Genomic DNA, 25716 nt, shown 5'->3' on the forward strand with positions numbered 1-25716 from the left:
TATCAATCCGACATTCCTTATCGTACCCGGACCGGTGCGGTGCCGGCCGCCCGGTCTTTGAGGTAGCAAAATCGTTGCGGCCCAGGCATTCAGCGCCCCACTACGCCGCGGATGAGGCGACCGGTGCGGTCGTGGCGTCGTCGGGGCCGGTCTGGTCCGCCGGGGGGCTGGGCAGCAACGAAAGGGTGAGATCATCCCGAGCCTCTTGTCCGGCGACTACGCAAAGATAGGGTGGGGTCCATCGAATCCGTTGATGTTTCGGCGCCGGGAGTGGCGCTGGGTGGCGGTGGAGAAACGTGCTGAATGGTGGGCGCGCCGCGTTGTCGGCGGGGTCCTGTTGAGTAGGAAGGCGGGACGGGCGCGGTGCACCGTTCCCCGGTGGGCGTCGGGGGTCGCGCACCGGGTCAGCCGAGGGGACTGAATCACCTGCTGTTGCTGTCGGCAGCGCGGGTGTCCGAGAACCACAAGTTCCGACAAACACAGGTTCTGAGAAACACAGGTATTGAGGGGGCAATGTCGAGTGTTCCTTGTGCAAGGGTGCGCGCCGGCTATGGGCGCGCGGGTACGGCCGTCGAGAGTTGTTCCGGCGCAGCGAGTACGGGGCGTTCGGGCTGTGAGGAGGTTCGCTGTTGGTAGCCGATTTTGACGGAACGGGTCGTCCTGACACCGCACCGCAACCGCTCCCCGAGCCGAGAACGGCCGCGTTACGGGCCGAAAGGCTTGGCGCACACCGCATCGGCGGGCATCTGAGCGTTGTTCCCGACCCGGACGTGCCGCCCGGTGCCGACTTGGCGTCAGCTGTTCCGGCCCAGCGAGATCCGGTCCAACGAGGTCCGGTCCAACGAGGTCCGGCCCAGCGAGATCCGGCACCGGGCTCGGTGCGGCTGTGGCCAGGGCGCCGACGGATGTTCGGCGCTGCCGCTCGCGACACCGTCGGCGGCGTGGACGCCTTCGCAGCAGATGCGCTGCCGTGGTTGGCGGACGACGCGCGCCCTGCCGCCCTGTGGCGCCGCCCGGTGACCCGTTACGACGCCGATCTGCTGACCGCGCTGTTCACCGATTGGCGTTCTCAAGACTTTGCGGCACTTCCGATCTCGCTCGGTTCAGCGCTGATCGACATGCAGTTTCAGGCGCATCAGCACGACCGGCTGGAGCGCTGGCCGGACGCCGCCGACGAGATCATCGAGGTGTACGGGGTACCGGCCGGCCGGGTCACCACCGTGGTACGGGAACGGACGCTGCGCATCATCGATCTGATGCTGTTCAACGGGTTTCGCGCTCAGGGCGTCGGCCGGGAAACGGTGCAGGTGCTCTTCGAGCAGGCCGAACGCGCCGGACTCCGGCTGGTGGCCACGGTCCCGGCCAATGTCCTTGAGGTGGAATCGCAGTGGGTTCGCTGGGTCACCAACCGCAGTCCGGTCGGTGATCTCGACGTCGAGATCGAGCTGCGGCTCGAGCCGCTGGAGCGCTGATGGCTGAGCCGTATCTCGGTGAGATTCGACCGTTCCGCGGCGCCGAACCGCCGCCTGGCTGGACGTGGTGTGACGGGCAGCGACTTCCGATCGCCGAGTACCCGGAGCTCTACCTCGTTCTCGGGCAACGCTTCGGCGGTGAGGGCGACCACACGTTCGCGGTGCCGGCACTGCGCGGATCGGTTGCACCAGGCGGCATCTCCGATCGCGCCGCCAAGCAGCTCAGATGTCGGCAAGGGATCACGCCGGCCGCCGTCTCGCCGGCGGCTGTCGCGCCGGCCACTCAGCTACCGACGTCCCCGCCGGTGGACGGAACTCAGCTCAGGTTCATCATCGCGGTGGGAATTGGCCAGCTCCCGAACGGGTGACATCGTGGCGCTGTCGGCTCGGCATGTCCGTCGCCGATGGCGCAAACGGGTGGGCCCGGCACCCGAAGGGGGCTGGATCGGAGAGTTGTCCACAGGCAGAGGTATGGGGGTTGGTCCGCGCCGTTTGTCCGGGTAGTTTGCCGTCAACGAGACTGGTCACGGGCAGTTTCGCGGCGTTGCTACCCATCCCCGTGGCTCGTGGTGGAAGGGGACACCGTGGGTGCAGTGGTCGGTCTGCTCGCCGGTTTCGGGCTGTTGTTGATCTGGCACGGCCTGACGGCACGGCCGCGCACGCGTGCGCGCGTCCCGTTCGGTCGCAAGACCAGCCAACAACTCGCCGAGGCCGGCCTGACGGGCATTTCGCCGGTTCAGCTCATCGCGGTGCAGGTACTGCTCGCGCTGGTGGTTGCCACCGCATCGGTGGTGTTCACCCGCTCCGTCTCGGTGTCGGTGATCTTCGCGGTCTTCGGCGCGGTGTTGCCGCGGGTGGTGGTTGCCCGGTTGCGCCGTAAGCGCCAGGCCGACCTCCGCGAGCTGTGGCCGGAGGTGGTGGACAACCTCACCTCGGGGGTGCGGGCCGGGCTGTCGCTGCCGGAAGCGTTGTCCGCCATCGGAAGTCGCGGCCCGGTGGCGCTGCGCGCGCCGTTCGCGCGGTTCGGTGCCGACTACCGGGTGACCGGCAGGTTCAACGAGTCGTTGGACGCGCTCAAGGCCGCGCTGGCCGACCCGGTGGGCGACCGGATCTGCGAATCGCTCAGGGTGGCGAGGGAGGTCGGCGGCACCGATCTTGGCCGGTTGCTGACCACGCTGTCGGCATTTCTGCGCGACGAGGCCCGCACCAGAGCTGAGTTGCTGGCCAGACAAAGTTGGTCGATCAACGCTGCAAGGATGGCTATCTGTGCTCCCTGGCTGGTGCTGATTCTCCTTGCCACCCAACAGGAAACGTTGTCAGCGTACGACACTCCGACCGGCACGTTGATTCTGCTGGTCGGGGCTGTGCTTACTTTTGCGGCCTATCGATTGATGCTCCACATCGGGCGGCTGCCGGAAGATCGCCGGGTGTTGCGATGACGACCCAGGCGCTGATCGGCGGGCTGCTCGGGGCGCTGGCCGCTGCCGGACTGTGGCTTGCCCTCGTCTTCTCCCCGCCGCTGCGCCGGCGCAGGTTGGCGGACCGGGTGGCGCCGTACCTGGGCGGCGCCGACGTGCCCTCGCGGCTGCTGGCCGGTTCGGAGAAGCCCAGCGGCACCGTGGTCGGCCGGCTGACGGCGCCGCTGCTGCGGGACGCGGTGTCGTTCGTCGACCGGGTGGTCGGTGGCCAGGCGTCGGTCCGTCGGCGGTTGGGTGCGTTGGATTCGCCGATGACGGTCGACCAGTTCCGCACCGAACAAGTGTTGTGGGGCACCGCCGGTGCCGGCATCGGTGTGCTGCTCGGCCTGGTCGCGGTGCTCGGCGGGCAGAGCAATCCGTTGATCATCGCGGTGCTGGTGGTGGTCTGCGCGATCGGCGGCGTGCTGGCCAGAGACTGGTGGCTGACCCAGGCGGTGAGCAAGCGGGACGCCCAGATCCTCGTCGAGTTCCCGGTGGTGGCCGAGATGCTTGCGCTCGCCGTGACGGCGGGCGAAGGGCCGCTCGGCGCGATCGACAGGGTGAGCCGGCTGGCCCAAGGCCAACTCGCCGGCCAACTGCAGTCACTGGTGGCCGAAACTCGTTCCGGCACACCGATGATGACGGCGATCTCGGCCCTGCGCGACCGGACGCACCTCGAGGCCCTTGCCCGGTTTCTTGACGGGATGATCGTTGCGGTGGAGCGCGGCACACCGCTGGCCGACGTGTTGCGCGCCCAGGCCGCCGACGTCAGAGCGCTTGGTAAACGCCAACTTTTGGAGTCCGGCGGCAAGAAGGAGATCGCCATGATGATACCGGTGGTCTTCATCGTGCTTCCGGTGACCATTTTGTTCGCTATGTATCCGGGCCTGGTCGCCATTACGGCGGTGGCCACGTGAAAGGCAACTACCTGACATCGGCGCCGCCGGCCAGGCGGCCACCGTCACGACGGAGCCGGTCGCCCGATCATTCTCCGCCGGCCGTCGGGGGCCAAAGCCTGCCGACGGCGCGCTCAGCCGGTGGGGAGTCCGGCCGAAACTCTCGCTACCCCAACGATTGTGGAGGGAACAATGTTGAATCGACTGTATTGCACGGTGTTGGCGATGGTGCTGATCGGAGTCCAACGCAGTATCGGGGGCTTTGGGTCGCCGGAGCCGTCGGACCGGGCGGACGGCCGCCGCGGGCGCGATCGCGGCGACGTGCCCGGCTGGGTGATGATCACCGTGATGACGGCGATCGTCGTCATCGCCTTGCTCGCGGTGTTCAAGGACCAGGTGCTGAACGCGGTCCGGAGCGCCTTCGACAAGGTCAACAAGTCCGGCGGCGACACCAAGTAGCCGACCGGGCGGCGGCGGACCGCGGTTCGTCCGTCGCCGAGTTCGCGATGGTTGTCGTGCTGCTGTTGATGGTGTTCCTCGCACTGGTATCGCTGGCGTTGTGGCTCTACAGCCGCACCGTGCTCGCCTCGGCGGCCGCCCAGGCCGCGCGGTACGTCGCGAACGCCGACGTGCCGGCCGACCAGGCCGCCGGCAAGGTCGCTGAGATACTCGGAACAGGGGTGGCCGGCTCCACCAGTGTCGGCCTGCGCTGCACCGTCGACGCCGACACCGTCGGCATGGTGGGCGTCAGCTGCACCATGCCGGCACCGGGCATCGTGTCGCTGCTGGACGGGGTGCTGCCGGACGTGTCGGCGGCCGGGCACGCCGCGAAGGAGGGCCGGTGACGCCGGGCCGGCACGGCAAACAAGCGGCTGGGCCGCCCCGCCGCGATGCTGCCCGCACCGCTGCCGACGATCCGCACGGCGGCCCCGAGGCCAAGCCGTCCGGTGACGCCGGGCGCGCCACCATCGAGGTGGTGGTGTTGGCAGCGCTGCTGCTGATTCCCACCATTTACGTGCTGCTGTCGGTGTTCCGGGTGCAAGCGGCCACCTTCGCCGTGACCCAGGCGGCGCGGGACTCGGGCCGCCTGATCGACACCGCACCCACCGTCAGCGAAGGGCTGCGCCGGGCCGACGCCGCGGCCAGGGTGGCGCTGGCGGACCAGCATGTTCCGGACGGCGGCCTGCGGATCGGTTTAGTCGCCACCGGCGGCAACTGCGACGACGCCAGCAGCAATCCGCCGCCACTGTCACCCGGCGACACCGTCGACATCTGTGTCCGCGCCGTGGTGTCGCTACCCGGCGTACCGACCGTGCTGACCGGCGACAACAACACGGTGACCGGCGTGTACACGCTGCGGGTCGGCGACTTCAGGGAGGGCTGATGGGAGGCCAGCAGCGCCTCACCGCCGGCCGATCGGCCGTCCAGCGGGTCACCGGGCGACGCCGCCGCGGCAACCAGCGGGGCAACCCGCGCCGTGGTGTCCGCCCCGGCGCGCTCGGACCACCACAGGGCGATTCCGGGTCGGCGACTCCGCTGATGCTCGGCATGGTGTTGTGCCTGTTGCTGCTGAGCGTCGGAGTGATCGCCGCCGGCTCCGTTGTGCTGGCCAAGCAGAACTTGCAAAGTGCCTGCGACGCAGCGGCTTCCGCGGTTGCCGGGCAGCTGACCCCGGACCAGATCAACGGTGGCCGGCTGACCGATCTCGACGATCGGCTGGCAACGGAGCTGCACCGGCGGCGCAGCGGCGGCGACGTCACCGGTGCCGCCACCGAATTGAGCGTCAGGGCCCGCTGCCAGGCCAGATCCGAGGTGGCGTTCGGCGGCCTGTTCGGCAATCCCACGGTCGGGATCTCCGTCGACGCGGTCGGTAACCTCACCCGATCCTGAGGCGTGTCGGCGCCGCGAGCGACGGTAAGATCCACAACCAGGAGAGCCGGGAAGTCTGGTCGGCATGCGCACGGTGCTGCCCGAGATCGGTCAACGGTGCGCATGGCCGCCGGCGCCAGCCGGGCGGTCGACAGGGCTAGTGGTGTCCAGCCGTTGCCCTGCCGCATCGACCGCACCCGAAGGACGCACCATGACCCACTCCGGACCACCAGGCCAGCAGCCCACTAGCCGCCGCAACGGGCGGGCCCTGCCCGCGCTGTTCGGCCGCGGGAGTTGGAGCGAAGCCAGCCGAGTCGCGTCGCTGCTGCGGCGGGAAACCGTCGGTGGTGCACTGTTGTTGATCGCCACCGTCACCGCGCTGATCTGGGTCAACACCCCGGCCGCCGATTCGTACCTGGCGCTGCGCGACACCGTGGTCGGCCCCGACTGGATGCACCTGAACCTGTCGCTGGGCGCCTGGGCGTCCGACGGACTGCTCGCCATCTTCTTCTTCGTCGCTGGGCTCGAACTCAAACGGGAGTTCGTCGCCGGTGATCTGCGCGACCCGCGCCGGGCCATGGTGCCGATCGCCGCGGCCGTCGGCGGCATGGCGGTGCCGGCGCTGATCTACCTGTTCGTCAACCACATCACCCCCGGCGAGGCCGGGCAGGGCTGGGCCATTCCGACGGCCACCGACATCGCCTTCGCGCTGGCCGTGCTTGCGGTGATCTCCACCCACCTGCCGGCCGGTCTGCGCACTTTCCTGCTCACCCTTGCCGTGGTCGACGACCTGTTGGCGATCACCATTATCGCGATCTTCTACAGCTCGGATCTGCAGATCGGCTATCTGGCCGCAGCGGCGATCCCCTTGGGGCTGTTCGCCTTTGCCGTGCAGAAACGCATCAGGTCGGTATGGATCCTGCTGCCACTGGCGCTCGCCACCTGGGTGCTGATCCATGCATCGGGCGTGCACGCCACCGTTGCAGGGGTGCTGCTCGGCTTCACCGTGCCGGTGCTGCGCGGGGCGAAGGCTGGCGGCCCGGACGCCGGTCCAGGTCTCGCGGAGATCTTCGAGCACCGCATCCGGCCGATCTCCGCCGGAGTGGCCGTCCCGGTCTTCGCGTTCTTCGCCGCCGGCGTCGCGGTCGGCGGGTGGGACGGCTTCACCAAGGCGCTGTCCGACCCGATCACCCTCGGCATCGCCGCCGGCCTGGTACCCGGCAAACCGATCGGCATCATGCTGGCCACCTTCGCCGTCAACAAGCTCGGCCATCGCGAGCTGGCCAAGCACCTGAGCTGGTGGGACGTGCTGGGCCTGGCACTGCTGGCCGGCATCGGCTTCACCGTCTCGCTGCTGATCGGTGAGCTGGCCTTCGGATCCGGCTCGGAGGCCGACGACCACGTCAAGGTCGGCGTGCTGCTCGGCACCTTGGCGGCGGCGGTACTCGCCACCGTTGTGCTGCGGATCCGCAACAGGGTGTACCGGCAGATCAGCGAGGAGGAGGAACTCGACGCGGACGGCGACGGGGTGCCGGACGTCTACCAGAACGACGACGGCGAACTGGAGTACCAGACCGCCGACGGCGGCACCGTGACGCTGGCGTCCTCCCGCGGCGGGGCCAACGATGCCAGCGCCGGCAGCGGCGAAGCAACGGACCAGCCGGACGCCGGCGACGGCACAACCGCGGCGCCGGCGGCGGGGAACCCATCAGCGGCCCCGCAGGTACCGGCGGGCCCGCAGGCACCGGCACCGGCGGCAACACAAGCGCCGGTCGCCGCGCCGGAACCGGCGCCCCGGCCGTCCGTCGAGCAGCGCCCAGGCGACCGCGAGTGAGCAACAGAGCGCTGGTGCGGCCGCCGTCGGCGAGGCTGGAGCAGGGCCTGGTGACGCACCAGCAGCGGCAACCGGTGGATGTCGCCAGGGCCCGCGAGCAGTGGCAGGACTACTGCCACGCACTCGACGCCGCCGGCTGGGACACCGTCGAGGTGGCGGCCGCCGACCAGCTCCCGGATGCGGTGTTCGTCGAGGACACGGTAGTGATGTTCGGCGAAACGGCCGTGCTCACCAAACCGGGCGCCAACGAGCGGGTGGCCGAGGTGCACGGGACGGAAAAAGCGTTGCGCCAGTTGGGCTATCGGCCGGTCGACCTGCCCGGTGGCCGGCTCGACGGCGGAGACGTGCTGAAGGTGGGCCGGCGCTGTTACGTCGGGGTGGGTGGCCGGACCGACCCGGCCGGCGTCGCGGCGTTGCGCACGGTGGTGGCGCCGCTCGGCTATCTGGTGACGGCGGTGCCGACCCGGAAGGTGCTGCATCTGAAGTCTGCGGTCACCGCGCTGCCGGACGAATCGGTCATCGGCCATCCGCCGCTGGTGGACGATCCCGGTTTCTTTCCGCTGTTCCGGGCGGTGCCGGAGGAGGCGGGCGCACATGTGGTTGATCTTGGCGGCGGACGGGTGCTGATGTCGGCGGCGGCGCCGCGCAGCGCCGAGCTGATCGCCGGACTCGGCTTCGAGGTGATCAGCACCGACATCGGCGAGTTCGAGAAGCTCGAAGGCTGCGTCACCTGCCTTTCGGTGCGGCTGCGCGACTGACCGCGCCCGGTTCGGGTGACAAGCCTCAGCCGGTGCCGGCCCGGCAACTGGATCCGCGCTGGGGCTCGCCAGAACGCGGGGAAAGCGGCAAGATCGAGCCGGGCGGCACGTCATCGGCTCGGCCGGCGGCGCAGGCCGGCGAGCCGGAACAGCGAGAGGACCGCAGCGATGAAGAAGATCATCAACGATCCGGCGGACGTCGTCGCCGAGGCGCTCGCCGGATTCGGTGCCGCGCACGCCGATCTGGTTCGGGTGCAGCAGGATCCGGCGCTGATCGTGCGGGTGGATGCACCGGTGGCCGGGAAGGTCGCGGTGATCTCCGGCGGCGGCAGCGGCCACGAGCCGCTGCACGGCGGATACGTCGGCGCCGGCATGCTGGACGCCGCGGTGCCGGGACCGGTGTTCACCTCGCCCACCGCCGACCAGGTGCTGGCCGCCACCAAGGCGGTCGCCGCCGACGCCGGTGTGCTGTACCTGGTGAAGAACTACACCGGCGACGTGCTGAACTTCGAGACCGCCGCCGAACTGGCCGCTGCCGACGGCATCGAGGTCAGCACGGTGGTGATCGACGACGATGTCGCCGTCACCGACTCCACCTACACCGCCGGTCGCCGCGGGGTCGGCGGCACCGTGCTGCTGGAGAAGATCGTCGGCGCCGCGGCCGCGCGCGGCGACAACCTGGAAGCGGTCACCGCGCTGGCACAGCGCGTCGTCTCGCAGGTGCGGTCGATGGGCGTGGCGCTCAGCCCCAGCACCGTGCCGCACTCCGGCGAGCCGTCGTTCACCTTGGGCGACAACGAGATTGAGCTCGGCATCGGTATCCACGGTGAACCGGGCCGCAAGCGGGTGCCGCTGATGCCGGCCGACCAGATTGTCGAAACGCTGCTGACCGCCGTTGTCGAAGACCTCCCGTTCACCGCCAGTGACCAGACGCTGCTGTTCGTCAACGGCATGGGAGGCACCCCCGAGCTCGAGCTCTACCTTGCCTACAATTCGGCACGCCGGTGGCTGGCCGGCAAGAACATCGAGGTGGCCCGCTCGTTGGTGGGCAGCTACATCACCTCGCTGGAGATGCAGGGGATGTCCATCACCCTGCTGCGACTGGACGACGAGATGACGCAGCTGTGGGATGCACCGGTGCACACCGCTGCGCTGCGTTGGGGAGTGTGAGGAGTCAGATGACCAGCACCACCGGCTGCACCGCAGCCAGCACCGTCGCGGCGGTGCGCGCCGCCGCCGAGGCGATCACCGAACACAAGGTGGAGCTCACCACCCTCGACCGTCAGATCGGCGACGGTGACCACGGCGAGAACCTGGCCCGCGGATTCGCCGCGGTGCTGAGCAAGCTGGACACCGAGCAGCCGGCAACCCCCGGCGCCGTGCTGAAACTCGTTGCCACCACACTGATCTCCACGGTCGGTGGGGCATCCGGCCCGCTGTTCGGCACCGCCTTCCTGCGGGCGGCCACCACGGCAGGCGACGAGCCCGAGCTGGACGGTCCGATGGTTGCCGCGGTGCTGGCCGCCGCCCGCGACGGCGTGGTGTCCCGGGGCAAGGCCGAGCCGCAGGACAAGACCATGGTGGATGCGTTGATCCCGGCGGTGGCCGCCGCGGAGAAGGCAGCGACCGAAGGAGCGGACCCGGCGCAGGTGCTGCACGCGGCGGCGCAGGCGGCCGATCAGGGCGCGGCGGACACCACCGACCTGCAGGCGCGAAAGGGTCGCGCGTCCTATCTCGGGGAGCGATCGGTGGGGCACGTCGACCCAGGAGCCAGAAGTACCGCCTACCTGTTGGCCGCGATGGCCGGAGCCGTCGAGACCGAACACTCGCGCTGATGACCGTCGGGCTGGTCCTGGTCTCGCACAGCCGGCAGCTCGCCGACGGCGTTGCCGCACTGGCCGCGCAGATGGCGCCGGACGTCAGCATCGAACCGGCCGGCGGAACCGACACCGACGAGATCGGCACGTCCTTCGAGAAGATCTCGGAGGCGTTGAACGCGGCCGACTCCGGCGACGGCGTCGTTGTGCTGTACGACCTTGGTTCCGCCCAGCTCACCACCGAGACCGCCATCGAGTTCGCCGACCAGGAGCAGGCGGCCCGCTGGCGCATGGTGGACGCTCCGCTGGTGGAAGGTGCCATCGCCGCAGCCGTCGCGGCTGCCGGCGGGGCGGACCTGGACGCCGTCGCCGCCGCAGCACGCACCGCCGCAGGCGCGGCCACCGGCGGATCCGGTTCAGCGGCAGGCAATTCCGGTCAAGGCCCCGGGCCCGAGCCCGACACGATGGCGGAGGAGCACCGGCCCGAACCTCCTGGCATTCCCGCGGTCGGACAGGTGCAGATCGTCAACCCGCTCGGTCTGCACGCCCGGCCGTCGGCGGAACTGGCGCGTTCGCTGGCCGGCACCTCGGCGACCGTGCGGATCGGCCGGCCGGGGGAGCGTGAGGTTGACCTGCGTTCCGTCCTCGGCGTTGTCGGGCTTGCCCTTCGGGGCGGCGATCAGGTGCAGATCCGGGTGTGGGGACCCGATGGTGCCGCCGTGCTCGGCCGGCTGGAACAAGCCATCCGGTCCGGGTTCGGCGAGGCGGACCAACCCGCCGGTGGCGTGCCGGCGTCCGACGCGGAGCCCCGCGTGGTCGGCGACGTTGTGCATGCGACGGCCGGAGCGAACGGGCTGGCGCTCGGCCCGCTGGTGCGGCTCGGCGCCCTTCCCGCCACCCTGCCGGACGGCGCTTCGATCCCGGCGGAGTCCGAGCAGCAGGCCGCGGAACAACTCGACGCTGCCGTGATCGCCGCAGCGAAAACCCTTGCCGGGCAAGGTGAGTTCGGGCAGGCGCACGCCGCGCTGGTGGCCGACCCGCAGCTGCGCTCGCTGGCCGCGAAGCGGCTGGCCGACGGGGCCGCCGGCGCCTGGTGGCATGCGGTCAACGAGCAGGCCGACCGGTTGGAGGCCTCCGGCGACGAGCTGGTGGCGGCCCGCGGTGTCGACCTGCGGGAGGCCGGCCTTTCGGTGCTGGCCGAGCTGGGGGTGCACCTTGACCGGATCGGGCCGGCGGTGTCCGGCGCGGTGGCCCTTGCACCCGATCTCGGGCCGGCCGAAGTGCCGGAGCTGGTACGCCGCGGAGCCGTCGGGGCGGTGCTGTCCGGCAGCTCCACCACCGCCCACGCCGTGATCGTGGCGCGCGGGCTCGGACTTCCGCTTGTGCTGCGCACCGGGAGCGCGCTGGACCGCTGGCCGAGCGGGACGACGGTGCTGGTTGACGGAGATGCCGGGACCGTGCAGATCGATCCGCCGCAGGCGGTCGCGGACAATGCTCGGCGGCGCATCGCAGAGGCCGAGCAGCGCGCCGAGGAGCTCCGCGCGGCGGCGGCCGAACCGTTGGTACTGCCGGACGGACGCAGGGTGCTGATCGCGGCGAACATCGGGTCGCAGGCGGACGCCGTGGCTGCGGTCGCCAACGGCGCCGAGGCAGTCGGGCTGCTGCGCACCGAGCTGCTGGTGCTCGACCGCAACCCCTACCCGGACGAAGATGCCCAAACCGCTGACCTCACCGCAATCTTCGATGAGCTGGGCGATCGTCCGGTGGTGGTGCGGGTGCTCGACGCCGGCGGCGACAAACCGGTGGCAACCCTCGACGTCGGACCGCAGCGCAACGGCTTCCTCGGTGTGCGCGGCCTGCGGTACCTGCTGGAGAACCCGCACCTGCTGCGCACCCAGCTGCGGGCAATCTGCCGAGCCGCGGTGGGGCACCGGATCTCGGTGATGGCGCCGATGGTGACCGTGGGCACCGAGGCACAGGCCTTTAGGGAGGCGGTCGACGATGCGGTCGATTCGCTGCGCCAGGACGACGTTCCGCACGCCCGGCCCGAACAGATCGGAATCATGATCGAGGTTCCGGCGGCCGCGCTGGCCGCCGAGCAGTTCGCCGGCGTCGTCGACTTCTTCTCCGTCGGGTCGAACGATTTGACCAGCTACCTGATGGCAGCTGACCGCACCGAGCCCGGCGTCGCCGAACTGCTTGATCCGCAATCGCCTGCGCTGCAAAGGATTCTGGACGCGCTGACCACTACCGCCGCGCGGGAACACATACCGGTCGCGGTATGCGGCGAGATGGCCGGAATGCCGGATCAGGCACTCGGGCTGGTACGGCGCGGGGTGTTCGAGCTGTCGATGGCCCCCGCCAAGATCCCGGCCATCAAACACCTGCTGCGCTCGGCGCTGGCTTCCGAGGCGGCCGGCGGGCGGGGGACCACCGCGGTTGGAGCCGCTGCCGATCGGGCATGATTGGACGCATGAACGACGAGGAGTTCTGGGCGCTGATCGCCGGTCTCGCCGGGAAGGCCGATCCGGAAGGGATCGCCCGGCTCACCGAAGACCTGACCGCGGGCAGCACGCAGCGCATCGTCGGATTTGCCGAACAGTTGGCCACCGCCCTCTATGCCATCGACTCGAGGGAGCGGATGGGCCAGCCGGTCCGCGACACGGCCGACGGACCCGACAGCCCGGCGTTCCCACTGTCGAACGAGGTGTTCCTGTACGCCCGCTGCGCGGTGGTGGTCGCCGGCCGGGACGCCTGGCAGCGGGTGGTCGATGACCCGGCGGCGATGGCCGGAACCTGGGACCTCGGCGCCGAAGAGCTGCTGTACGTCGCGCCGGTGGCCTTCGAGCACAAGACCGGGTCGGATTGGACCCACCGCACCGCCGTCAGCTACGCCACCGGGAGCAACTCCGAGGGCTGGAGCTGACCGCACCGGGCCGCGGACCAGCGCTGGTCGAGCGCTGATCGGCGACCCGGCACGGCCAGGACGTCACGAGGTGCGCTGCACCCCGATGCCCTGAATGTGCTTGACCTGCTTGGTGTTTCCGCGATGCGCCACCGTCCACTGGTCGGTGATGCGGCCGGTGGAGTCCTTGGCGGTGTACGTCAGCGTGCGGTCCTGCAGATCGATCAGCTGGTACGTCATCAGCGACTGGTATGCGGTTTTTGGGGTGGCGCCGTTCTTGGTCCAGTCCGAGTAGTCCTGCGGGTACTGGCGGATCGACGAGCTGCTGGTGACGTACACCGGGCCGGTGTTGCGCCCACGCACGTCCCGCTGCCCGGAGACGTAGGCGTGATCGTGCCCCTGCAGCACCAGGTCGACGCCGTACTTCTCGAAGATCGGCTGCCAGGTGTTGCGCAGTTCGGGGTTGGCGCGGTCCGGTGAGCTGGAATACACCGGGTAGTGGAAGTTGACGATGGTGAACTCGCGGGGGTTGTTGGCGAGAATGCTTTCCATCCAACGGGCTTGGCTGTCCAGCCAGCGCTGCTCGTCCTTCTTGTCGGCGGGCACCCGGTAGTAGCTGTTCAGCGTCACCACCCGCACGTTGTCGATGTCGGTGTAGTAGGTGGTGCCGGCGAATTGCGGGAAATCGGTGGGACCGTTGGCCGGCGCCGGGAACTGGGCGCGGAACTGCGGAGTGAGTTCGCCGCTGTCGGTGGAGCGGTACTCGTGGTTTCCGATGGCCGGCATCCAGACCCTGCCGTTGGACAGCGGCGCTGCGGCGTCGAGCAACTCGTCCCACTGGGCGTCGTTGTTGAAGGTGTTGGTGTGGTCGCCGACCGAGATCAGGCCCCTGGCCTGCGGACGGTCGCCGTAGGCGGCCAGCGCCACCCGGCTCCAGTCCGAGCGGATGCCGGTCTGGATGTCGCCCATGGCGATCAGCGAGGTGGTCGGCGCGGCGGGCTTTCCGGTGGTGAACCGCAGCCACGGACTCCAGATGCTGCCGTCACCTACCCGGTACAGGTAGGTGGTGCCCGGCTTCAGCGCCTCGAACGTCGCAGTGTGGAAGGCCTGGCTGTAGCCGCCGTCGGCCTGCTGATTGGTGGTGCGGCTCGCCTTGACCGTGACGGTCTTGAATCCCCACGGATCGGCGGTGTCCGGCGAGATCTGCGCCTGCGGTGCGGTGACGTCAGTGCTGGTGCGCCAGGTGACGGTCTGCCGCGCGTCCAGGTCGGTGTCGGGGTTCAGCACGATCCGGTCGGGGGTGGCCGTCGGTGCCGGGCTGGTCGGCACCGCGGCCGCCGCCGCTGGTTGCGTGGGGGCCGGCGCTGCCGCCTGCTGGCCGGCCGTGGGCTGAGCGGTCGGCGCCAGCAGCGCCGGCACCCCGACAACGGCGGCGACAGCCAGTGCGGTGACGCCGCTGCCCAGCAACACCCGAGTTCTTGACATGGTCCCTCTCCTGTTCGGACTGCTCGTTAGGACTGCTTGGAACTTGATTTCGATTTCGATCAAGCCAAGAAGCCGGGAGTGACCGTCAGGCAAGGGGAAGGTGACCAGCGGTGCGCGGGCGCGCGAACAACCTGTGCCCTGGCTGTGCGACGCCCGTTTCGCCACCTGGGGAAGGGGGCGGGGGAGCTGGCTCGTTGCCGCGCTGTGCGTGCCGAGCCCGGAGAAACCAGTGCGCACCATCGGATAGACTGATCCACGGCCTTGAGCCGGGCGGCGCACCGCCGGGCGACGGGTCAATGGTGGGCGTAGCTCAGTCGGTAGAGCCCCGGCTTGTGGTGCCGGTGGTCGCGGGTTCAAGTCCCGTCGCCCACCCGACAACTTTGCCCCCGGCTTTCGGGCCGGGGGCAGAGTTTTGTCTGAAGCGCTGGTCAGAGCTGGCTCCCCGCAGTGCTGCGCGACGGGAACGATTGCAGTTCAGCAGCCGGCAGTCCCGATTCACCTGAGGGCATTCGTGTCTTACTCATGCAGTCAAGCTCGCACCGCACCGCTCTGCAATGCGCTCGCCCGATCGCTGTCGGTGGTGGGACCTACGCTCCACTCATGCGAGTCGGCGTCTACATCGACGGGTACAACTTGTACTACGGTGGTCGCGCCTTGTGTGGCCGATCGTCGGCCGGGTGGCGTTGGCTCGATCTGACGGCGCTTGCATCCCACCTGATCGCCGTGCACTCCCGCTGGCAAAGGCCGATCATCGAGACGGTTACCTACTGCACCGCCCGCGTGAGCGGAGCCACCAACCCCGCCGGCCAGCGCGAGCAGGATGTCTACCTCCGTGCGCTGGAACGCTCCGGCGCTGCCACCCGAATCAGTTACGGCAACTACGTGGCACGGGTTGCCACGGCACCGCTCGCGACCGCTGGCCGGAATGGTAAACCGGTCATCAGTCATCCCCAGTGGCCGTTGATGGTGCAAGACGGGGCCCAGCAGGACGTCCCCGACGCTAGGTTCATGGCATCCGTCGCACGCCGAGAAGAGAAGGGCTCCGACGTCAACGTCGCCTCCCACCTACTCATCGACGTGCTCACCGAGACGGTGGACGCTGCCGTGGTGATCTCCAACGACAGCGACCTGGCCTACCCCATCGCCTTCGCGCGAGGTCGAGTGCCGATCGGGCTCGTCAACCCCACGAAGGGCTATCGCGCGGGTAAACTGGCCGGCGAGCACACGGACGGCGTCGGGAATCACTGGTGGTACCAGATGCAGCCCTCCGACTGGTACGCGCACCAGCTCCCGCCGACTGCCGGCCCGCGTATCACCAAGCCTCCAGAATGGTTACCAAGGCCTGACGCTGCTACGCTGGAGACACACCACCCGGCTCCTCTGGAGCCGGGTTTTCTCGTCTCAGCGCTCCTCTTGCCGACTGAGCGGGCTTCGACACACCGTGAGTCACAAGCGGAATGACGCAGAGGATGACTCGGGCGTCCCGACGGCCCGCTATCACCGGTACCTCGATCAGACGCAGTCCGCGCTCGTACTGGCCGAAGGCATTCGCGCCGCGTACGGAGACCAATTCCGGATCAAACGGAACGCACACGAGATGTCGAGGAGCAAAGTTGGCGAACGGGCTATGTAGGCACCCAAGGCAGGGCAATGAGCCCCAGCCTTTCGACGCTGGGGCTCATGGCTTTTTCAGGACCAGCGCTTGAGCGCGTTCCTATCCCGATCGGTTCGAGGGCTTGCGCGCTCGCCGTACCAGGTCGTCGACCTCGAGTCCGAGGTGTGCCGCGACCGCTGCCATCGTCGCATCGTGGGTTGCCACCGTGACAGGTTCGCCGATCAGCAGCGCGGTGGCGAGATGGAGCGCGTCGAGCGTCTTGACATGGCGCTCAATGGATTCGGCCACGGTATGGGTCTCGGCGCCGATGTCGAGCAAACCGACGCGGTCGAGCAGGGGCGCGCCGTCGGACAGTGGTCTGCCGTCCCGCCGCAGCACTCGGACGACTTCGGTACGCAGCAGCCGGGATGACACGAACGTGGTCCCCGGCGCTTGCATCCAGGACTGAAGGTGTTGGCGCTCAGGAACATTCAGGATCGTCCGCAGGGCTACTGAGCTGTCGAGATAGACCAGGGCAGGCTCCACCGTCAGTGGTCTCCGCGGAGCTCGTCCAGAATCGCGTCCACCTCGGAATCGGTGTAATGCGGACCGCCTGGATGCCGTGGCCAAGGAGCGGGGTGCTCGGCCGGCGGCGTGTACCGCCCCTCCCGCTCAAGCCGCGCGAGCGCGGTGTCGCGGTCCCGAAGCGGGGTCAGCTTCCATCGCGGTCGTCCTCGCTCGGTCACCACGACACCCTCGTCCGCGTTGGTGACCTCGTTGAGCACGGCGGCGGTGTTGTGGTTGAGCTCGCGCTTGGTGACCGTACGCATGCTCGCAAGTGTAGTACGTATGTCAGACATTCGCCGATCGCGCTTGCCGGTGCGGCGTCTCGCCGGGGTCCACGGCTGCCGAACTGTCGCGGCCGATGCGACACTGACGCATGGCCACCACAACCGCACCGTCCACCGGCAGACGCCGCCGAACTGCATCGGGAATGGATAAGTCCCGGACGAAGCAGCAACGGCAACCACGGATCAGGGCGTCGGAGCGGATGCCGTCCGATGCCGCCGACGGCCGCCGGGCCCGCAAGCAGGCGCCGCGCCGGGCCGCGGCCGAGTGGGATCCGGGAGTGCGGCAGGTGCCGGCGCTGGATCGGTTACGGGCGCAGGAATCGGTGCGCGACAAGCAGCTGCTGCCGCTGCGGTATGCGCGGATGGCGTCGTCGCCGTGGGCCTACCTGCGCGGCGCCGCAGCGGTGATGGCGGCGGATCTGGCCGCGTCGCCGAACTCCGGGCTCACCGTGCAGATGTGCGGTGACGCGCACATTCTCAACTTCGGGCTGTGGGCGTCACCGGAGCGGCAGCTGCTGTTCGACGCCCGCGACTTCGACGAGACGCTGCCGGGTCCGTTCGAGTGGGACGTTAAGCGGCTGGCCACCAGCATCTACGTGCTGGCCGAGTCCGAGGGCGTCTCCCGGTCCCGCGCCGACCGGGCCGCGCAGGCGGCGGTCGACGCCTACCGCACCGCGATGCGCCGGTACGCCGGCATGGGCGAGCTGGACGTCTGGTACGACTAGATCACCGCGGACGTGCCGCTCAAGGGGCTGACGTCGGAGTTCGTCGAAGCCGCCACCCGCACCATCGAGAAGGCCACCACCAAGAGAACCCACCTTGGCGTCGCGCGGCAGCTCCTCACCGTGCAGGACGGAGAGCCCCGGATCAGCCTCAACCCGATGAAGCGGGTCGACGAGGGGCTGACCCACGCCCAGCGGCTGCGCGCCTACGAACAGGTCTACGACACCTATCTTGCGTCCATTCCGGCGCACCTGCGCCGGCTGGTCAACCGGTTCACCCGGGTCGACTCGGTGCGGCAGATTGTCGGCGTCGGCAGCGTCGGCATGCGGGTCTGGTTGCACCTACTGGAGGGGGACAGCGGCCGGCAGCCCGTCTTCTTCCAGGTCAAGCAGGCAACAACGTCGGTGTACGAGGAGTTCTTGCAGCCCAGGGCTTTCGACAACCACGGGCAGCGGGTGGTGGCGGGGCAGCGGCTGATGCAATCGGCCAGCGACATGTTTCTTGGCTATGTACGGGTGGACGGCTACGACCACTACGTCCGGCAGTTCCGCGACATGAAGATCATCCCCAGCGGCGAGCAGATCTCCGGCTACCTCGCCCAGTTCGCCGCCGTGTGTGGCCGCGCGTTGGCCAAGTCGCACGCCCGCAGCGGCGACCCGGAGGCGATCGCCGGCTACATCGGCAAGGGCAAGGCCTTCCGGGCCGGCATTGTCGGGTTCGCCCGCGCCTACGCCGCACAGACCGGCGCCGACCACGACGACCTCCGTGCAGCCATCGGTGCGGGGACGGTGCAGGCGGCCGACCGGGGCTGGTGAACTAATGCAGTGCTCAGCCGCGCGGGTCGGCACCGGCGTCGGCGGTGGCAGCGGAATCTGCCTGCGCCGCGGCCACCACCCCGGCGGCGATGGCCTTGGCCTGCTCCGCGGTGGGCCCAGGTTCCGGCACGAACGCTGCCGCCCGGTAGTAGGCGAGCTCGGCAATGCTCTCTTTGATGTCGGCCAGCGCCCGATGGGCCATGCCCTTGGGCGGCTGATTCTCGTAGATCGCCGGGAACCACCGGCGGCACAGCTCTTTCACGGTGGAGACATCGATCATCCGGTAGTGCAGGTGGTCGCTGAGGGTGGGCATGTCGCGGGCGATGAAACCACGGTCGGTGGCGATCGAGTTCCCGGCCAGCAGCGCGCTCTTCGCCTGCGGCGCATAGGTTTTCACGTATTCCAGGACGGCCTGCTCTGCCTGCCGCATGGTCACCGTCGAGGCGCGCACCTGCTCGGTGAGCCCGGACGCGGCATGCATCTTGCGCACCACCTCCGGCATATTCGCGAGCTTGTCGTCATCGGCGTGGATAACCAGGTCGACGCCCTCGCCCAGAATGTTGAGGTTGCCGTCGGTGACCAGCGCGGCAATCTCGATGAGCGCGTCGCTGCCGAGGTCGAGACCGGTCATTTCACAGTCGATCCACACCAGAGTGTCATTCACGGCTGCCGACCCTACCGCCGTCGCCGCCGGTCAGCCCGACGGCGGACCGCCCACCCTGACCTGCTCAGGAACCAGCTTGTCCGGTTAGGCTCCGTTTCATGGCTGACGCACCCGATCCAGCAGAGCAACCAGCACCCACCGAATCAGCGCCGACGGAACCAGCACCAACCCCGTCAGCGCCGACCGCCGCCGCTGACCCTGCCGCCGGGGCCGACCCTGCCGCCGGGGCTGACCCTGCTGCCGAGGCTGACGCTGGCGCCAAGGACGACCCTGCCGCCAAGGCCGCACCGAACGCCACCGCCGGCTCGTCCGAGGCGGCCCAACGCATCGCCAAGGGCTACGCCACCGACGCCCCGAGCCTGACGCTCGGCTCCGTCGTGGTGGACGGCAATGCCGACTCGGCCGCGCTGGTGAAGATCCCGCTGTCGATGATGAATCGGCACGGGCTGGTGGCCGGCGCCACCGGCACCGGCAAGACCAAGACGTTGCAGCTGATCGCCGAGCAATTGTCCGACGCCGGAGTGCCGGTGTTCGTCCCCGACATCAAGGGCGACCTGTCCGGACTGCTGTCGCCCGGCACCAGCAACGACAAGATCACCGAGCGGGCCAAGGCCACCGGCGACGACTGGAAGGCCACCGGTTACCCGGTCGAGTTCTACGCCCTCGCCGGCCAGGGCACCGGCACTCCGATCCGGGCCACCATCGACTCGTTCGGGCCCATCCTGCTGTCAAAGGTGTTGGGGCTCAACGAGACTCAGGAGTCCACCCTCGGGCTGATCTTCCATTGGGCGGACGGCCAGAAGCTCCCGCTGCTGGACATCAAAGACCTCCGTGAGGTGATCAGCTACCTCACCAGCGACGAGGGCAAGGCCGATCTCAAGAAACTCGGCGGGGTCTCGTCGGCCACCGCCGGGGTGATCCTGCGGGCCGTCACCAACCTGGAGGCCCAGGGCGGTGACCAGTTCTTCGGCGAGCCGCAACTGGAGGTCGCCGACCTGATGCGCACCGGCGCCGACGGCAAGGGCGTGATCTCGCTGCTCGAGGTCGGCAACCTGCAGTCGAAACCGGCCCTGTACTCGACGTTCGTGATGTGGCTGCTCGCCGAGTTGTTCGAATCACTGCCGGAGGTCGGCGATCCGGACAAGCCGAAGATCGTGTTCATGTTCGACGAGGCGCACCTGTTGTTCGCGGACGCGTCCAAGTCGTTCCTCGACGCGGTCACCCAGACCGTCAAGCTGATCCGCTCCAAGGGCGTCGGGGTCTTCCTGAGCACCCAGCTGCCCACCGATGTGCCGGACGAGGTGCTCTCCCAACTCGGCTCCCGGGTGCAGCACGCGCTGCGCACCTTCACCCCGAACGACCAGGCGGCGCTGGCCAAGACGGTCAAGACCTACCCGCGCACCGAGGACTACCAGCTCGACGCGGCGCTCACCTCGCTCGGCACCGGCGAGGCCATCGTCACGGTGCTCAGTGAGAAGGGCGCACCGACGCCGGTGGCCTGGACCATGGTGCGGGCGCCGCGCTCGCAGATGGCCCCGGCCGACTCCGGCGCGGTGCAGTCCGCGATCTCCGGATCATCGCTGAACGCCAAGTACGGCACCGCGGTGGACCGGGAATCGGCGTACGAGCTGCTGGCGGCCAGGGTCAGCGAGCAGACGCCCGCGCCGGGCCAGGGGGACAAGCAGGACCAGCCCGCCCGTGACGCGGCGCCGCGCGGCGACTCCGACGGGCGGGACTCCGGCAAGCAGGGCTCCGGCAAGCAGGGCTCCGGCAAACAAGAGGAGGGCGGCTTCCTCGGCGGCATTCTCTCGTCACCGACGGCGAAGTCGATGCTGCGCAGCCTCGGCACCCAACTCGGCAACGCGCTGGGCCGGAGCATCTTCGGGAACAGACGGCGCCGCTGACACGTTGCCATGAGCAGGAGGCGGTTGACATAACGCCCGCCTCCCCACACGACTGACCCGCCGACAAGAGCCAGCCGCCCGCGAGCTAAGGAGCCCGCCGTGCAGACCGTCCTGATCATCCTGCTGATCGTCGCGCTGGTGGTGGTGGCGATCTACTTCACCCAGAACCGGGGTCGGCGAGCCAGCGCCACCAGCGTCGAAGACGCCAAGGCCGAAGCCAGGCGCTGGATCGAGCGGCTGGGCGGTCAGGTGCTGAACCTGCACGGCGGCGACAACGGTGCCGCCACCCAGGCGCTGGCCGACGCGTCCGAGCGGTACACCGCCGCCGGTTCGCAGATCGAACAGGCCACCACCGTTCGGCAGGCCCAACTCGCCCAGCAGACCGCGTACGAAGGGCTGTACTACGTGCGCGCGGCCCGCACCAGCCTCGGCATGGACCCTGGGCCGGAGGTCCCGCCGATGCCGGGCCAGGCACAGGCCGGTGCGGTAACCGAAGATCGCCGGGTCGACGTCGAGGGCCGCCAACTGGAGGCATCGCCCAGCCCGAGCCAGCGCACCCAGCACTACTACCCGGGCGGCATGGTGGCGGGTAAGCCGGTGCCGCGTGGCTGGTACTCCGAGCCATGGTGGAAGCCCGCCCTGGTGGCCGGGGCCTGGGGTGTCGGCGGCTATCTGCTGGCCTCGACGCTGTTCGCCGGCATGGCGGGCATGGGCGGCGGCTGGAACGCCGACGGCTCGTACTCCGACGGCTACGCCGACGGCCAGGCCGCCGCCGATGGATCCGGTGACGGGGGCGACGCCGGTGGCGATGCCGGCGCCGATGCCGGTGGCGCCGATGGTGGCGGTGACTGGGGCGCCGATGGCGGCGGTGGCTGGGGTGGCGACGGCGGCAGTGACTGGGGCGGCGATTTCGGTGGCGACGGCGGCGGGTTCGACTTCGGCGACTTCTGAGCGATCGGTTGCCGGGTGAGCAGCTGCCGATAGCATCGGCCCGGTGACGGCACCGCAACCGCAGCAACCCGAACTGCCCGCGTACCTGAGGTTCCCGGCGCGCCCGGATCCGCACCCGGACAACGTGATCGCCGGCGACCGCTGGCGGATCACCGTGCTGGACGCCGGCTTGGTGCGGCTGCAGTGGAGCCCGAGTGGGCGGTTCACCGACCTGGCGTCCCAGACCGTGCTGTTCCGCGACACGCCCGTTGTCGACAAGACCGTGCGCGAAACCGACGCCGTCATCGAGCTCATCACCGACCGGCTGCACCTGATCTACGACCGGGGACCCTTTACCCCGCAAGGACTCTCGGTACAGGCCAGGGGCGGAATCAGCAACTACCACAGCGTCTGGCGGTTCGGCGAGCAGGCCGAGGGCAATCTGGGCGGAGCCGCCCGCACCCTCGACGGCGTTGACGGCGCGCTGCCGCTGGACGACGGCGTGCTGTCCCGTCACGGGGTCGCCGTGGTCGACGACTCCGACACCGTGCTGATCGAGCCAGGGGGCTGGTTCACCGAACGCGAGCCGGGAAGCCTTGACCTGTACGTGTTCTGCTACGGGCGCGACTACCGCGCCGCGCTGAGCACCTTCTACCGGGTGACCGGGAAACAACCGCTGCTGCCGCGCTTCGCCCTTGGCAACTGGTGGAGCCGCTACCACCCGTACACCGCCGACGAGTACACCGCGCTGATGGACCGGTTCACCGCCGAGCGGCTGCCCTTCACCGTCGGCGTCATCGACATGGACTGGCACCCGGTGCAGATCGAACCTGAGATCGGCAGCGGCTGGACCGGATACTCCTGGAACCGTGAGCTTTTCCCCGATCCCGCCGCGTTCCTGAAGGGCCTGCACCAGCGTGGCCTTCGGGTCACCCTCAATGTCCACCCCGCCGACGGGATCAGGGCGCACGAAGACCGCTACCGGGAGATGGCGACAGCCATGGGCATCGACCCGGACAGCAAACTGCCGGTGGTGTTCGACCCGACGGATCCGCACTTTCTGCTGGCCTACCTGCAGCAGGTGCACCACCCGCTGGAGCACGAAGGCGTCGACTTCTGGTGGCTGGACTGGCAATCCGGCCGGGTGTCGAGGATCGCCGGTCTCGACCCGCTGTGGTTGCTGAATCACCTGCACTTTCTGGACGCCGGCCGGCCCGGTGGTCCGATCGAACACCGGCCGATCACCTTCTCCCGCTACGCCGGCGTCGGCTCGCACCGTTACCCCGTCGGTTTTTCCGGCGACGCCGCCGTCTCGTGGGCATCGCTGGCGTTCCAGCCGGAGTTCACCGCGACCTCCTCGAACGTCGGCTACGGCTGGTGGAGCCACGACATCGGCGGCCACATGTTCGGCGGCAAGGACGACGAGCTCGCCACCCGCTGGGTGCAGCTGGGGGTGTTCTCACCGATCCTGCGGCTGCACTCGACACTGGATCCGTTCAACAGCAAAGAACCGTGGCGCTTCGGCGAGGTCGCCCGCCGAGTAATGAGCGACTACCTGCGCCTGCGGCATCGGCTGCTGCCCTACCTGGCCAGCATGAACTACCGCGCCCATCACGCGGATCAGCCGTTGGTGCAACCGATGTACTACGAGCACCCGTGGGCGAGCGAGGCCTACGAGGTGCCCAACCAGTACCTGTTCGGTGACCAGCTGCTGGTCGCGCCGGTGACCAGCAGGCGCGATCCGGTCACCACCATGGCGTCGACCACCTGCTGGCTGCCGCCGGGGGACTGGACCGATCTGACCACCGGTGTGCGGTACAGCGGCGGCCGCAAGATCGTCATGTATCGCAGCATCGACCAACTGCCGCTGCTCGCCCGGGCCGGCGCGGTGATTCCGTTGCAGGACAACGACAATCCCAGTGCCGACGGTGCCGACGGTGCCGACAGCGCTGGGGGCGTTGGGGTTGCTGTGGGCGCTGTCAACTCGGTGGCACCGCCGGACGCGCTCGAACTGTGGGTGACGCCGGGCAGCGGCGAGTGGGAGCTCATCGAGGACGCCGACGACGACGCCTGGACCCGCACCGTGCTGAAGACCGACGGACACACGGTCACCGTCGGTGCCGCCGAACCGATGGCGACCCAAACCACCGCCGAGTCACCCGATCCCGGCCGCTCCGCCGCGACCGCCGTCCCGGCTGACCGCCGCTGGAGCCTGAAGCTGGTCGGCTTCGACGGCATCACCGCTGCCAGGGTGGACGGCCGCGAGCTCGACCTGCGCCCTGGCGACGTACCGGGCAGCGTGCGTATCGAGGTGGGACAACGCCCGACCGGGGCGGACACCCGCGTTGAACTGCTCGGTGAGGTTCACGGCAGCGACAACGCCGTTGCTGAAAGGGTTTTCACCCTGCTGGACAACGCGCAGACCGCGTTCGCCGACAAGACCAGGGCCTACGGCCTCGTCACCGGCGGGCTCACCCCGGCCGAGGCGGCGCTCGGCATCGCCGCGCTGGGGCTGGACCACCAACTGACCGGCGCCATCAACGAGATCCTGCTCGCCGCCCCCGGATCCACCACCGCGCCGGTCGACCCGCCGCCGGCGGGCACTCAGGAGTCGTAGTCGACGGTGACGGCGGACGAGGTGGGCTCCGACTGGCAGGTCAGGATGTACCCGGCGGCCAGCTCGTCCGGCTCCAACGCATAGTTGGTCGCCATGTCGACCGTGCCGTCGACCAGTTTGGCGCGGCAGGTTCCGCACACCCCGCCGGCGCACGCGAACGGAACGTCCGATCGTGACCGCAGCGCCGCGTCCAGGATCCGCTCGCCGCTGCCGGCCGGCGACTGCACGGTCGAGGTGCGCCCGTCCAACGTCAACGTGATGTCCACCTGCGGGCGGCCGGCTGCGCCGTGACCGCTGACCGGCGGAATGTTCTTGCGGCGCACCGGTTCTTCGCCGGTGGAGAACAATTCGGTGTGCACCAGGTTCGGGTCGCTGCCACGGGTCAGCAACTCACCGCGCACACCGCGGACCAGCTCCACCGGACCGCACAAGAACCATTCGTCGACGCTGTCCGGCCGCACCATGTACTCCAGCACCGTCGACAGCTTCTCCGGGTCGAGCCGGCCGGAGTGCACCGGCGACTGCCGCTGCTCCCTGGTCAGGATGTGGTGCAGCGAAAACCGCGACGGGTAGCGATCTTTCAGGTCGGCCAACGCATCGACAAACATCACCTGGTCGGCACTGCGACTGGAATAGATCAGGCTGAACGTCGCATCCGGATCGTCCCGCAGCACCCCGGTGGCCAGCGCCAACACCGGGGTGATGCCCGAGCCGGCAGCCACCGCGGCGACGTGGGCGCCACTGCCGGCCCGCAACTTGCTGGTGAACGATCCCTGCGGCGTCATCACCTCGACCACGTCGCCGACCGACAGATCGCTGGTGGCATACGTTGAATAGATACCGCCGGGCTCGGCCTTCACCGCGATGTGCAGCTCACCGTTGCCCGCCGGGGCACACAGCGAGTAGCTGCGCCGGATCTCGGTGCCGTCGTGCCGGTGCCGGACCGCGACATGCTGGCCCGGTAGATAGCCGTACTCAGCGTCCAGCTCGCCCGGAATCGCGAACACCACCTCGACGGCATCAGCGGTGAGCCGGTTGACCGCCTTCACCGGCAGCGGGTGAAAGCGCAGCCGCCGTCGCTCGGTCGCCTTGGTGGACGACAACTGGGGTCCGTTCGAACGACTG

General features: G+C 69.3%; 22 protein-coding genes, 1 tRNA gene and 3 pseudogenes. 21 read left to right on the top strand and 5 right to left on the bottom strand.

Features of this window, described 5'->3' with window-relative positions:
• Positions 1-941: 941 nt before the first annotated feature.
• From HKD39_RS15450 to HKD39_RS15515, 14 genes and pseudogenes are all read left to right on the top strand, one after another.
• On the top strand, positions 942-1472 hold the full coding sequence (locus HKD39_RS15450; protein ID WP_171200781.1) for a hypothetical protein: 531 nt from the start codon (positions 942-944) through the stop codon (positions 1470-1472).
• Positions 1472-1840: a phage tail protein gene (locus tag HKD39_RS15455; protein ID WP_171200782.1), complete on the top strand. Its 369-nt coding sequence runs from the start codon at positions 1472-1474 to the stop codon at positions 1838-1840. Before HKD39_RS15450 ends, HKD39_RS15455 begins: the two co-directional genes overlap by 1 nt.
• Positions 1841-2056: 216 nt before the next feature.
• Positions 2057-2911: a type II secretion system F family protein gene (locus HKD39_RS15460; protein WP_171200783.1), complete on the top strand. Its 855-nt coding sequence runs from the start codon at positions 2057-2059 to the stop codon at positions 2909-2911.
• On the top strand, positions 2908-3846 hold the full coding sequence (locus tag HKD39_RS15465; protein WP_171200784.1) for a type II secretion system F family protein: 939 nt from the start codon (positions 2908-2910) through the stop codon (positions 3844-3846). Before HKD39_RS15460 ends, HKD39_RS15465 begins: the two co-directional genes overlap by 4 nt.
• Positions 3847-4017: 171 nt before the next feature.
• Positions 4018-4284, top strand: coding sequence for a hypothetical protein (locus HKD39_RS15470; RefSeq protein ID WP_212754618.1), 267 nt, complete (start codon positions 4018-4020; stop codon positions 4282-4284).
• A gap of 35 nt (positions 4285-4319) precedes the next feature.
• Positions 4320-4670 (top strand): annotated as a pseudogene (locus HKD39_RS15475) (TadE/TadG family type IV pilus assembly protein); the annotation flags it as partial.
• Positions 4667-5209 (top strand): hypothetical protein, encoded by a 543-nt coding sequence (locus tag HKD39_RS15480; protein WP_171200786.1) that lies wholly within the window; start codon positions 4667-4669, stop codon positions 5207-5209. The pseudogene HKD39_RS15475 and the gene HKD39_RS15480, both read left to right, overlap by 4 nt.
• Complete coding sequence (locus HKD39_RS15485; RefSeq protein WP_171200787.1) at positions 5209-5715, top strand: pilus assembly protein TadG-related protein; 507 nt, start codon at positions 5209-5211, stop codon at positions 5713-5715. Before HKD39_RS15480 ends, HKD39_RS15485 begins: the two co-directional genes overlap by 1 nt.
• A 190-nt stretch (positions 5716-5905) precedes the next feature.
• Positions 5906-7243: pseudogene (gene nhaA, locus HKD39_RS15490) on the top strand (Na+/H+ antiporter NhaA); the annotation flags it as partial.
• A 281-nt stretch (positions 7244-7524) separates the two neighbouring features.
• Positions 7525-8286 carry a dimethylargininase gene (gene ddaH, locus HKD39_RS15495; protein WP_171200789.1) on the top strand — a complete coding sequence of 254 codons (762 nt, stop codon included), beginning with the start codon at positions 7525-7527 and terminating at the stop codon, positions 8284-8286.
• Positions 8287-8454: 168 nt separating this feature from the next.
• Positions 8455-9456, top strand: a complete 1002-nt coding sequence (gene dhaK, locus HKD39_RS15500) for a dihydroxyacetone kinase subunit DhaK (protein ID WP_171200790.1) — start codon at positions 8455-8457, stop codon at positions 9454-9456.
• A gap of 8 nt (positions 9457-9464) precedes the next feature.
• On the top strand, positions 9465-10121 hold the full coding sequence (gene dhaL, locus HKD39_RS15505; RefSeq protein WP_171200791.1) for a dihydroxyacetone kinase subunit DhaL: 657 nt from the start codon (positions 9465-9467) through the stop codon (positions 10119-10121).
• Positions 10121-12568, top strand: coding sequence for a dihydroxyacetone kinase phosphoryl donor subunit DhaM (gene dhaM / locus HKD39_RS15510; protein WP_171200792.1), 2448 nt, complete (start codon positions 10121-10123; stop codon positions 12566-12568). Before dhaL ends, dhaM begins: the two co-directional genes overlap by 1 nt.
• An 8-nt stretch (positions 12569-12576) precedes the next feature.
• Positions 12577-13029: a DUF4240 domain-containing protein gene (locus HKD39_RS15515; protein ID WP_171200793.1), complete on the top strand. Its 453-nt coding sequence runs from the start codon at positions 12577-12579 to the stop codon at positions 13027-13029.
• 63 nt (positions 13030-13092) lie between these two features.
• Here HKD39_RS15515 and HKD39_RS15520 read toward each other — a convergent pair whose 3' ends face one another.
• Positions 13093-14493: a purple acid phosphatase family protein gene (locus HKD39_RS15520; protein WP_171200794.1), complete on the bottom strand. Its 1401-nt coding sequence runs from the start codon at positions 14491-14493 to the stop codon at positions 13093-13095.
• A 299-nt stretch (positions 14494-14792) separates the two neighbouring features.
• Between HKD39_RS15520 and HKD39_RS15525 the strand changes: the two genes are divergently transcribed.
• The 3 genes from HKD39_RS15525 (at position 14793) to HKD39_RS20815 (ending at position 16126) form a co-directional block, all read left to right on the top strand.
• Positions 14793-14865: transfer RNA gene (locus HKD39_RS15525), tRNA-His, on the top strand.
• A 228-nt stretch (positions 14866-15093) separates the two neighbouring features.
• Positions 15094-15954: an NYN domain-containing protein gene (locus tag HKD39_RS15530; RefSeq protein WP_212754619.1), complete on the top strand. Its 861-nt coding sequence runs from the start codon at positions 15094-15096 to the stop codon at positions 15952-15954.
• The gene (locus tag HKD39_RS20815) at positions 15935-16126 is read left to right on the top strand and encodes a DUF5343 domain-containing protein (protein WP_171200795.1); all 192 of its coding nucleotides are present in this window, start codon (positions 15935-15937) and stop codon (positions 16124-16126) included. Before HKD39_RS15530 ends, HKD39_RS20815 begins: the two co-directional genes overlap by 20 nt.
• A gap of 81 nt (positions 16127-16207) precedes the next feature.
• On the opposite strand, the gene HKD39_RS15540 is transcribed toward HKD39_RS20815, so the two are convergent.
• Together HKD39_RS15540 and HKD39_RS15545 are read right to left on the bottom strand one after the other, a co-directional pair.
• A complete protein-coding gene (locus HKD39_RS15540) occupies positions 16208-16633 on the bottom strand; it encodes a PIN domain-containing protein (protein WP_171200796.1) in 426 nt (141 codons plus the stop codon).
• A 2-nt stretch (positions 16634-16635) separates the two neighbouring features.
• Complete coding sequence (locus HKD39_RS15545) at positions 16636-16917, bottom strand: type II toxin-antitoxin system Phd/YefM family antitoxin (protein ID WP_171200797.1); 282 nt, start codon at positions 16915-16917, stop codon at positions 16636-16638.
• 221 nt (positions 16918-17138) lie between these two features.
• On the opposite strand from HKD39_RS15545, the pseudogene HKD39_RS18975 reads away from it, so the two are divergent.
• Positions 17139-18476: pseudogene (locus tag HKD39_RS18975) on the top strand (DUF2252 domain-containing protein).
• A gap of 13 nt (positions 18477-18489) precedes the next feature.
• On the opposite strand, the gene orn reads toward HKD39_RS18975, so the two are convergent.
• Positions 18490-19140, bottom strand: coding sequence for an oligoribonuclease (gene orn, locus HKD39_RS15555; protein WP_171200798.1), 651 nt, complete (start codon positions 19138-19140; stop codon positions 18490-18492).
• A gap of 98 nt (positions 19141-19238) precedes the next feature.
• Between orn and HKD39_RS15560 the strand changes: the two genes are divergently transcribed.
• The 3 genes from HKD39_RS15560 to HKD39_RS15570 all read left to right on the top strand — a co-directional run bounded on the left by HKD39_RS15560 (position 19239) and on the right by HKD39_RS15570 (position 24591).
• Positions 19239-21044, top strand: coding sequence for a helicase HerA-like domain-containing protein (locus tag HKD39_RS15560; RefSeq protein ID WP_171200799.1), 1806 nt, complete (start codon positions 19239-19241; stop codon positions 21042-21044).
• Between the two features lie 99 nt (positions 21045-21143).
• Complete coding sequence (locus HKD39_RS15565; RefSeq protein WP_171200800.1) at positions 21144-21995, top strand: hypothetical protein; 852 nt, start codon at positions 21144-21146, stop codon at positions 21993-21995.
• A gap of 43 nt (positions 21996-22038) precedes the next feature.
• Positions 22039-24591: a glycoside hydrolase family 31 protein gene (locus HKD39_RS15570; RefSeq protein WP_212754622.1), complete on the top strand. Its 2553-nt coding sequence runs from the start codon at positions 22039-22041 to the stop codon at positions 24589-24591.
• Here the strand turns inward: HKD39_RS15570 and paaE are convergent.
• Entirely contained in the window at positions 24579-25694 is a 1116-nt protein-coding gene (gene paaE, locus HKD39_RS15575; protein ID WP_171200801.1) for a 1,2-phenylacetyl-CoA epoxidase subunit PaaE, read from the bottom strand. The genes HKD39_RS15570 and paaE overlap by 13 nt on opposite strands.
• Positions 25695-25716 lie beyond the last annotated feature (22 nt).

The sequence above is a fragment of the Nakamurella aerolata genome (assembly GCF_013002705.1).
GTDB lineage: Bacteria > Actinomycetota > Actinomycetes > Mycobacteriales > Nakamurellaceae > Nakamurella > Nakamurella aerolata.

What these genes read in the sequence shown, in the direction of transcription:
- dhaL (WP_171200791.1), top strand. Translation starts at nt 9,465, where the DNA reads ATGACCAGCACCACCGGCTGCACCGCAGCCAGCACCGTCGCGGCGGTG.
- HKD39_RS15530 (WP_212754619.1), top strand. Translation starts at nt 15,094, where the DNA reads ATGCGAGTCGGCGTCTACATCGACGGGTACAACTTGTACTACGGTGGT.
- HKD39_RS15465 (WP_171200784.1), top strand. Translation starts at nt 2,908, where the DNA reads ATGACGACCCAGGCGCTGATCGGCGGGCTGCTCGGGGCGCTGGCCGCT.
- HKD39_RS15560 (WP_171200799.1), top strand. Translation starts at nt 19,239, where the DNA reads ATGGCTGACGCACCCGATCCAGCAGAGCAACCAGCACCCACCGAATCA.
- HKD39_RS15485 (WP_171200787.1), top strand. Translation starts at nt 5,209, where the DNA reads ATGGGAGGCCAGCAGCGCCTCACCGCCGGCCGATCGGCCGTCCAGCGG.
- dhaK (WP_171200790.1), top strand. Translation starts at nt 8,455, where the DNA reads ATGAAGAAGATCATCAACGATCCGGCGGACGTCGTCGCCGAGGCGCTC.
- HKD39_RS15455 (WP_171200782.1), top strand. Translation starts at nt 1,472, where the DNA reads ATGGCTGAGCCGTATCTCGGTGAGATTCGACCGTTCCGCGGCGCCGAA.
- dhaM (WP_171200792.1), top strand. Translation starts at nt 10,121, where the DNA reads ATGACCGTCGGGCTGGTCCTGGTCTCGCACAGCCGGCAGCTCGCCGAC.
- HKD39_RS15515 (WP_171200793.1), top strand. Translation starts at nt 12,577, where the DNA reads ATGAACGACGAGGAGTTCTGGGCGCTGATCGCCGGTCTCGCCGGGAAG.
- HKD39_RS15470 (WP_212754618.1), top strand. Translation starts at nt 4,018, where the DNA reads ATGTTGAATCGACTGTATTGCACGGTGTTGGCGATGGTGCTGATCGGA.
- HKD39_RS15545 (WP_171200797.1), bottom strand. Translation starts at nt 16,917, where the DNA reads ATGCGTACGGTCACCAAGCGCGAGCTCAACCACAACACCGCCGCCGTG.
- HKD39_RS15520 (WP_171200794.1), bottom strand. Translation starts at nt 14,493, where the DNA reads ATGTCAAGAACTCGGGTGTTGCTGGGCAGCGGCGTCACCGCACTGGCT.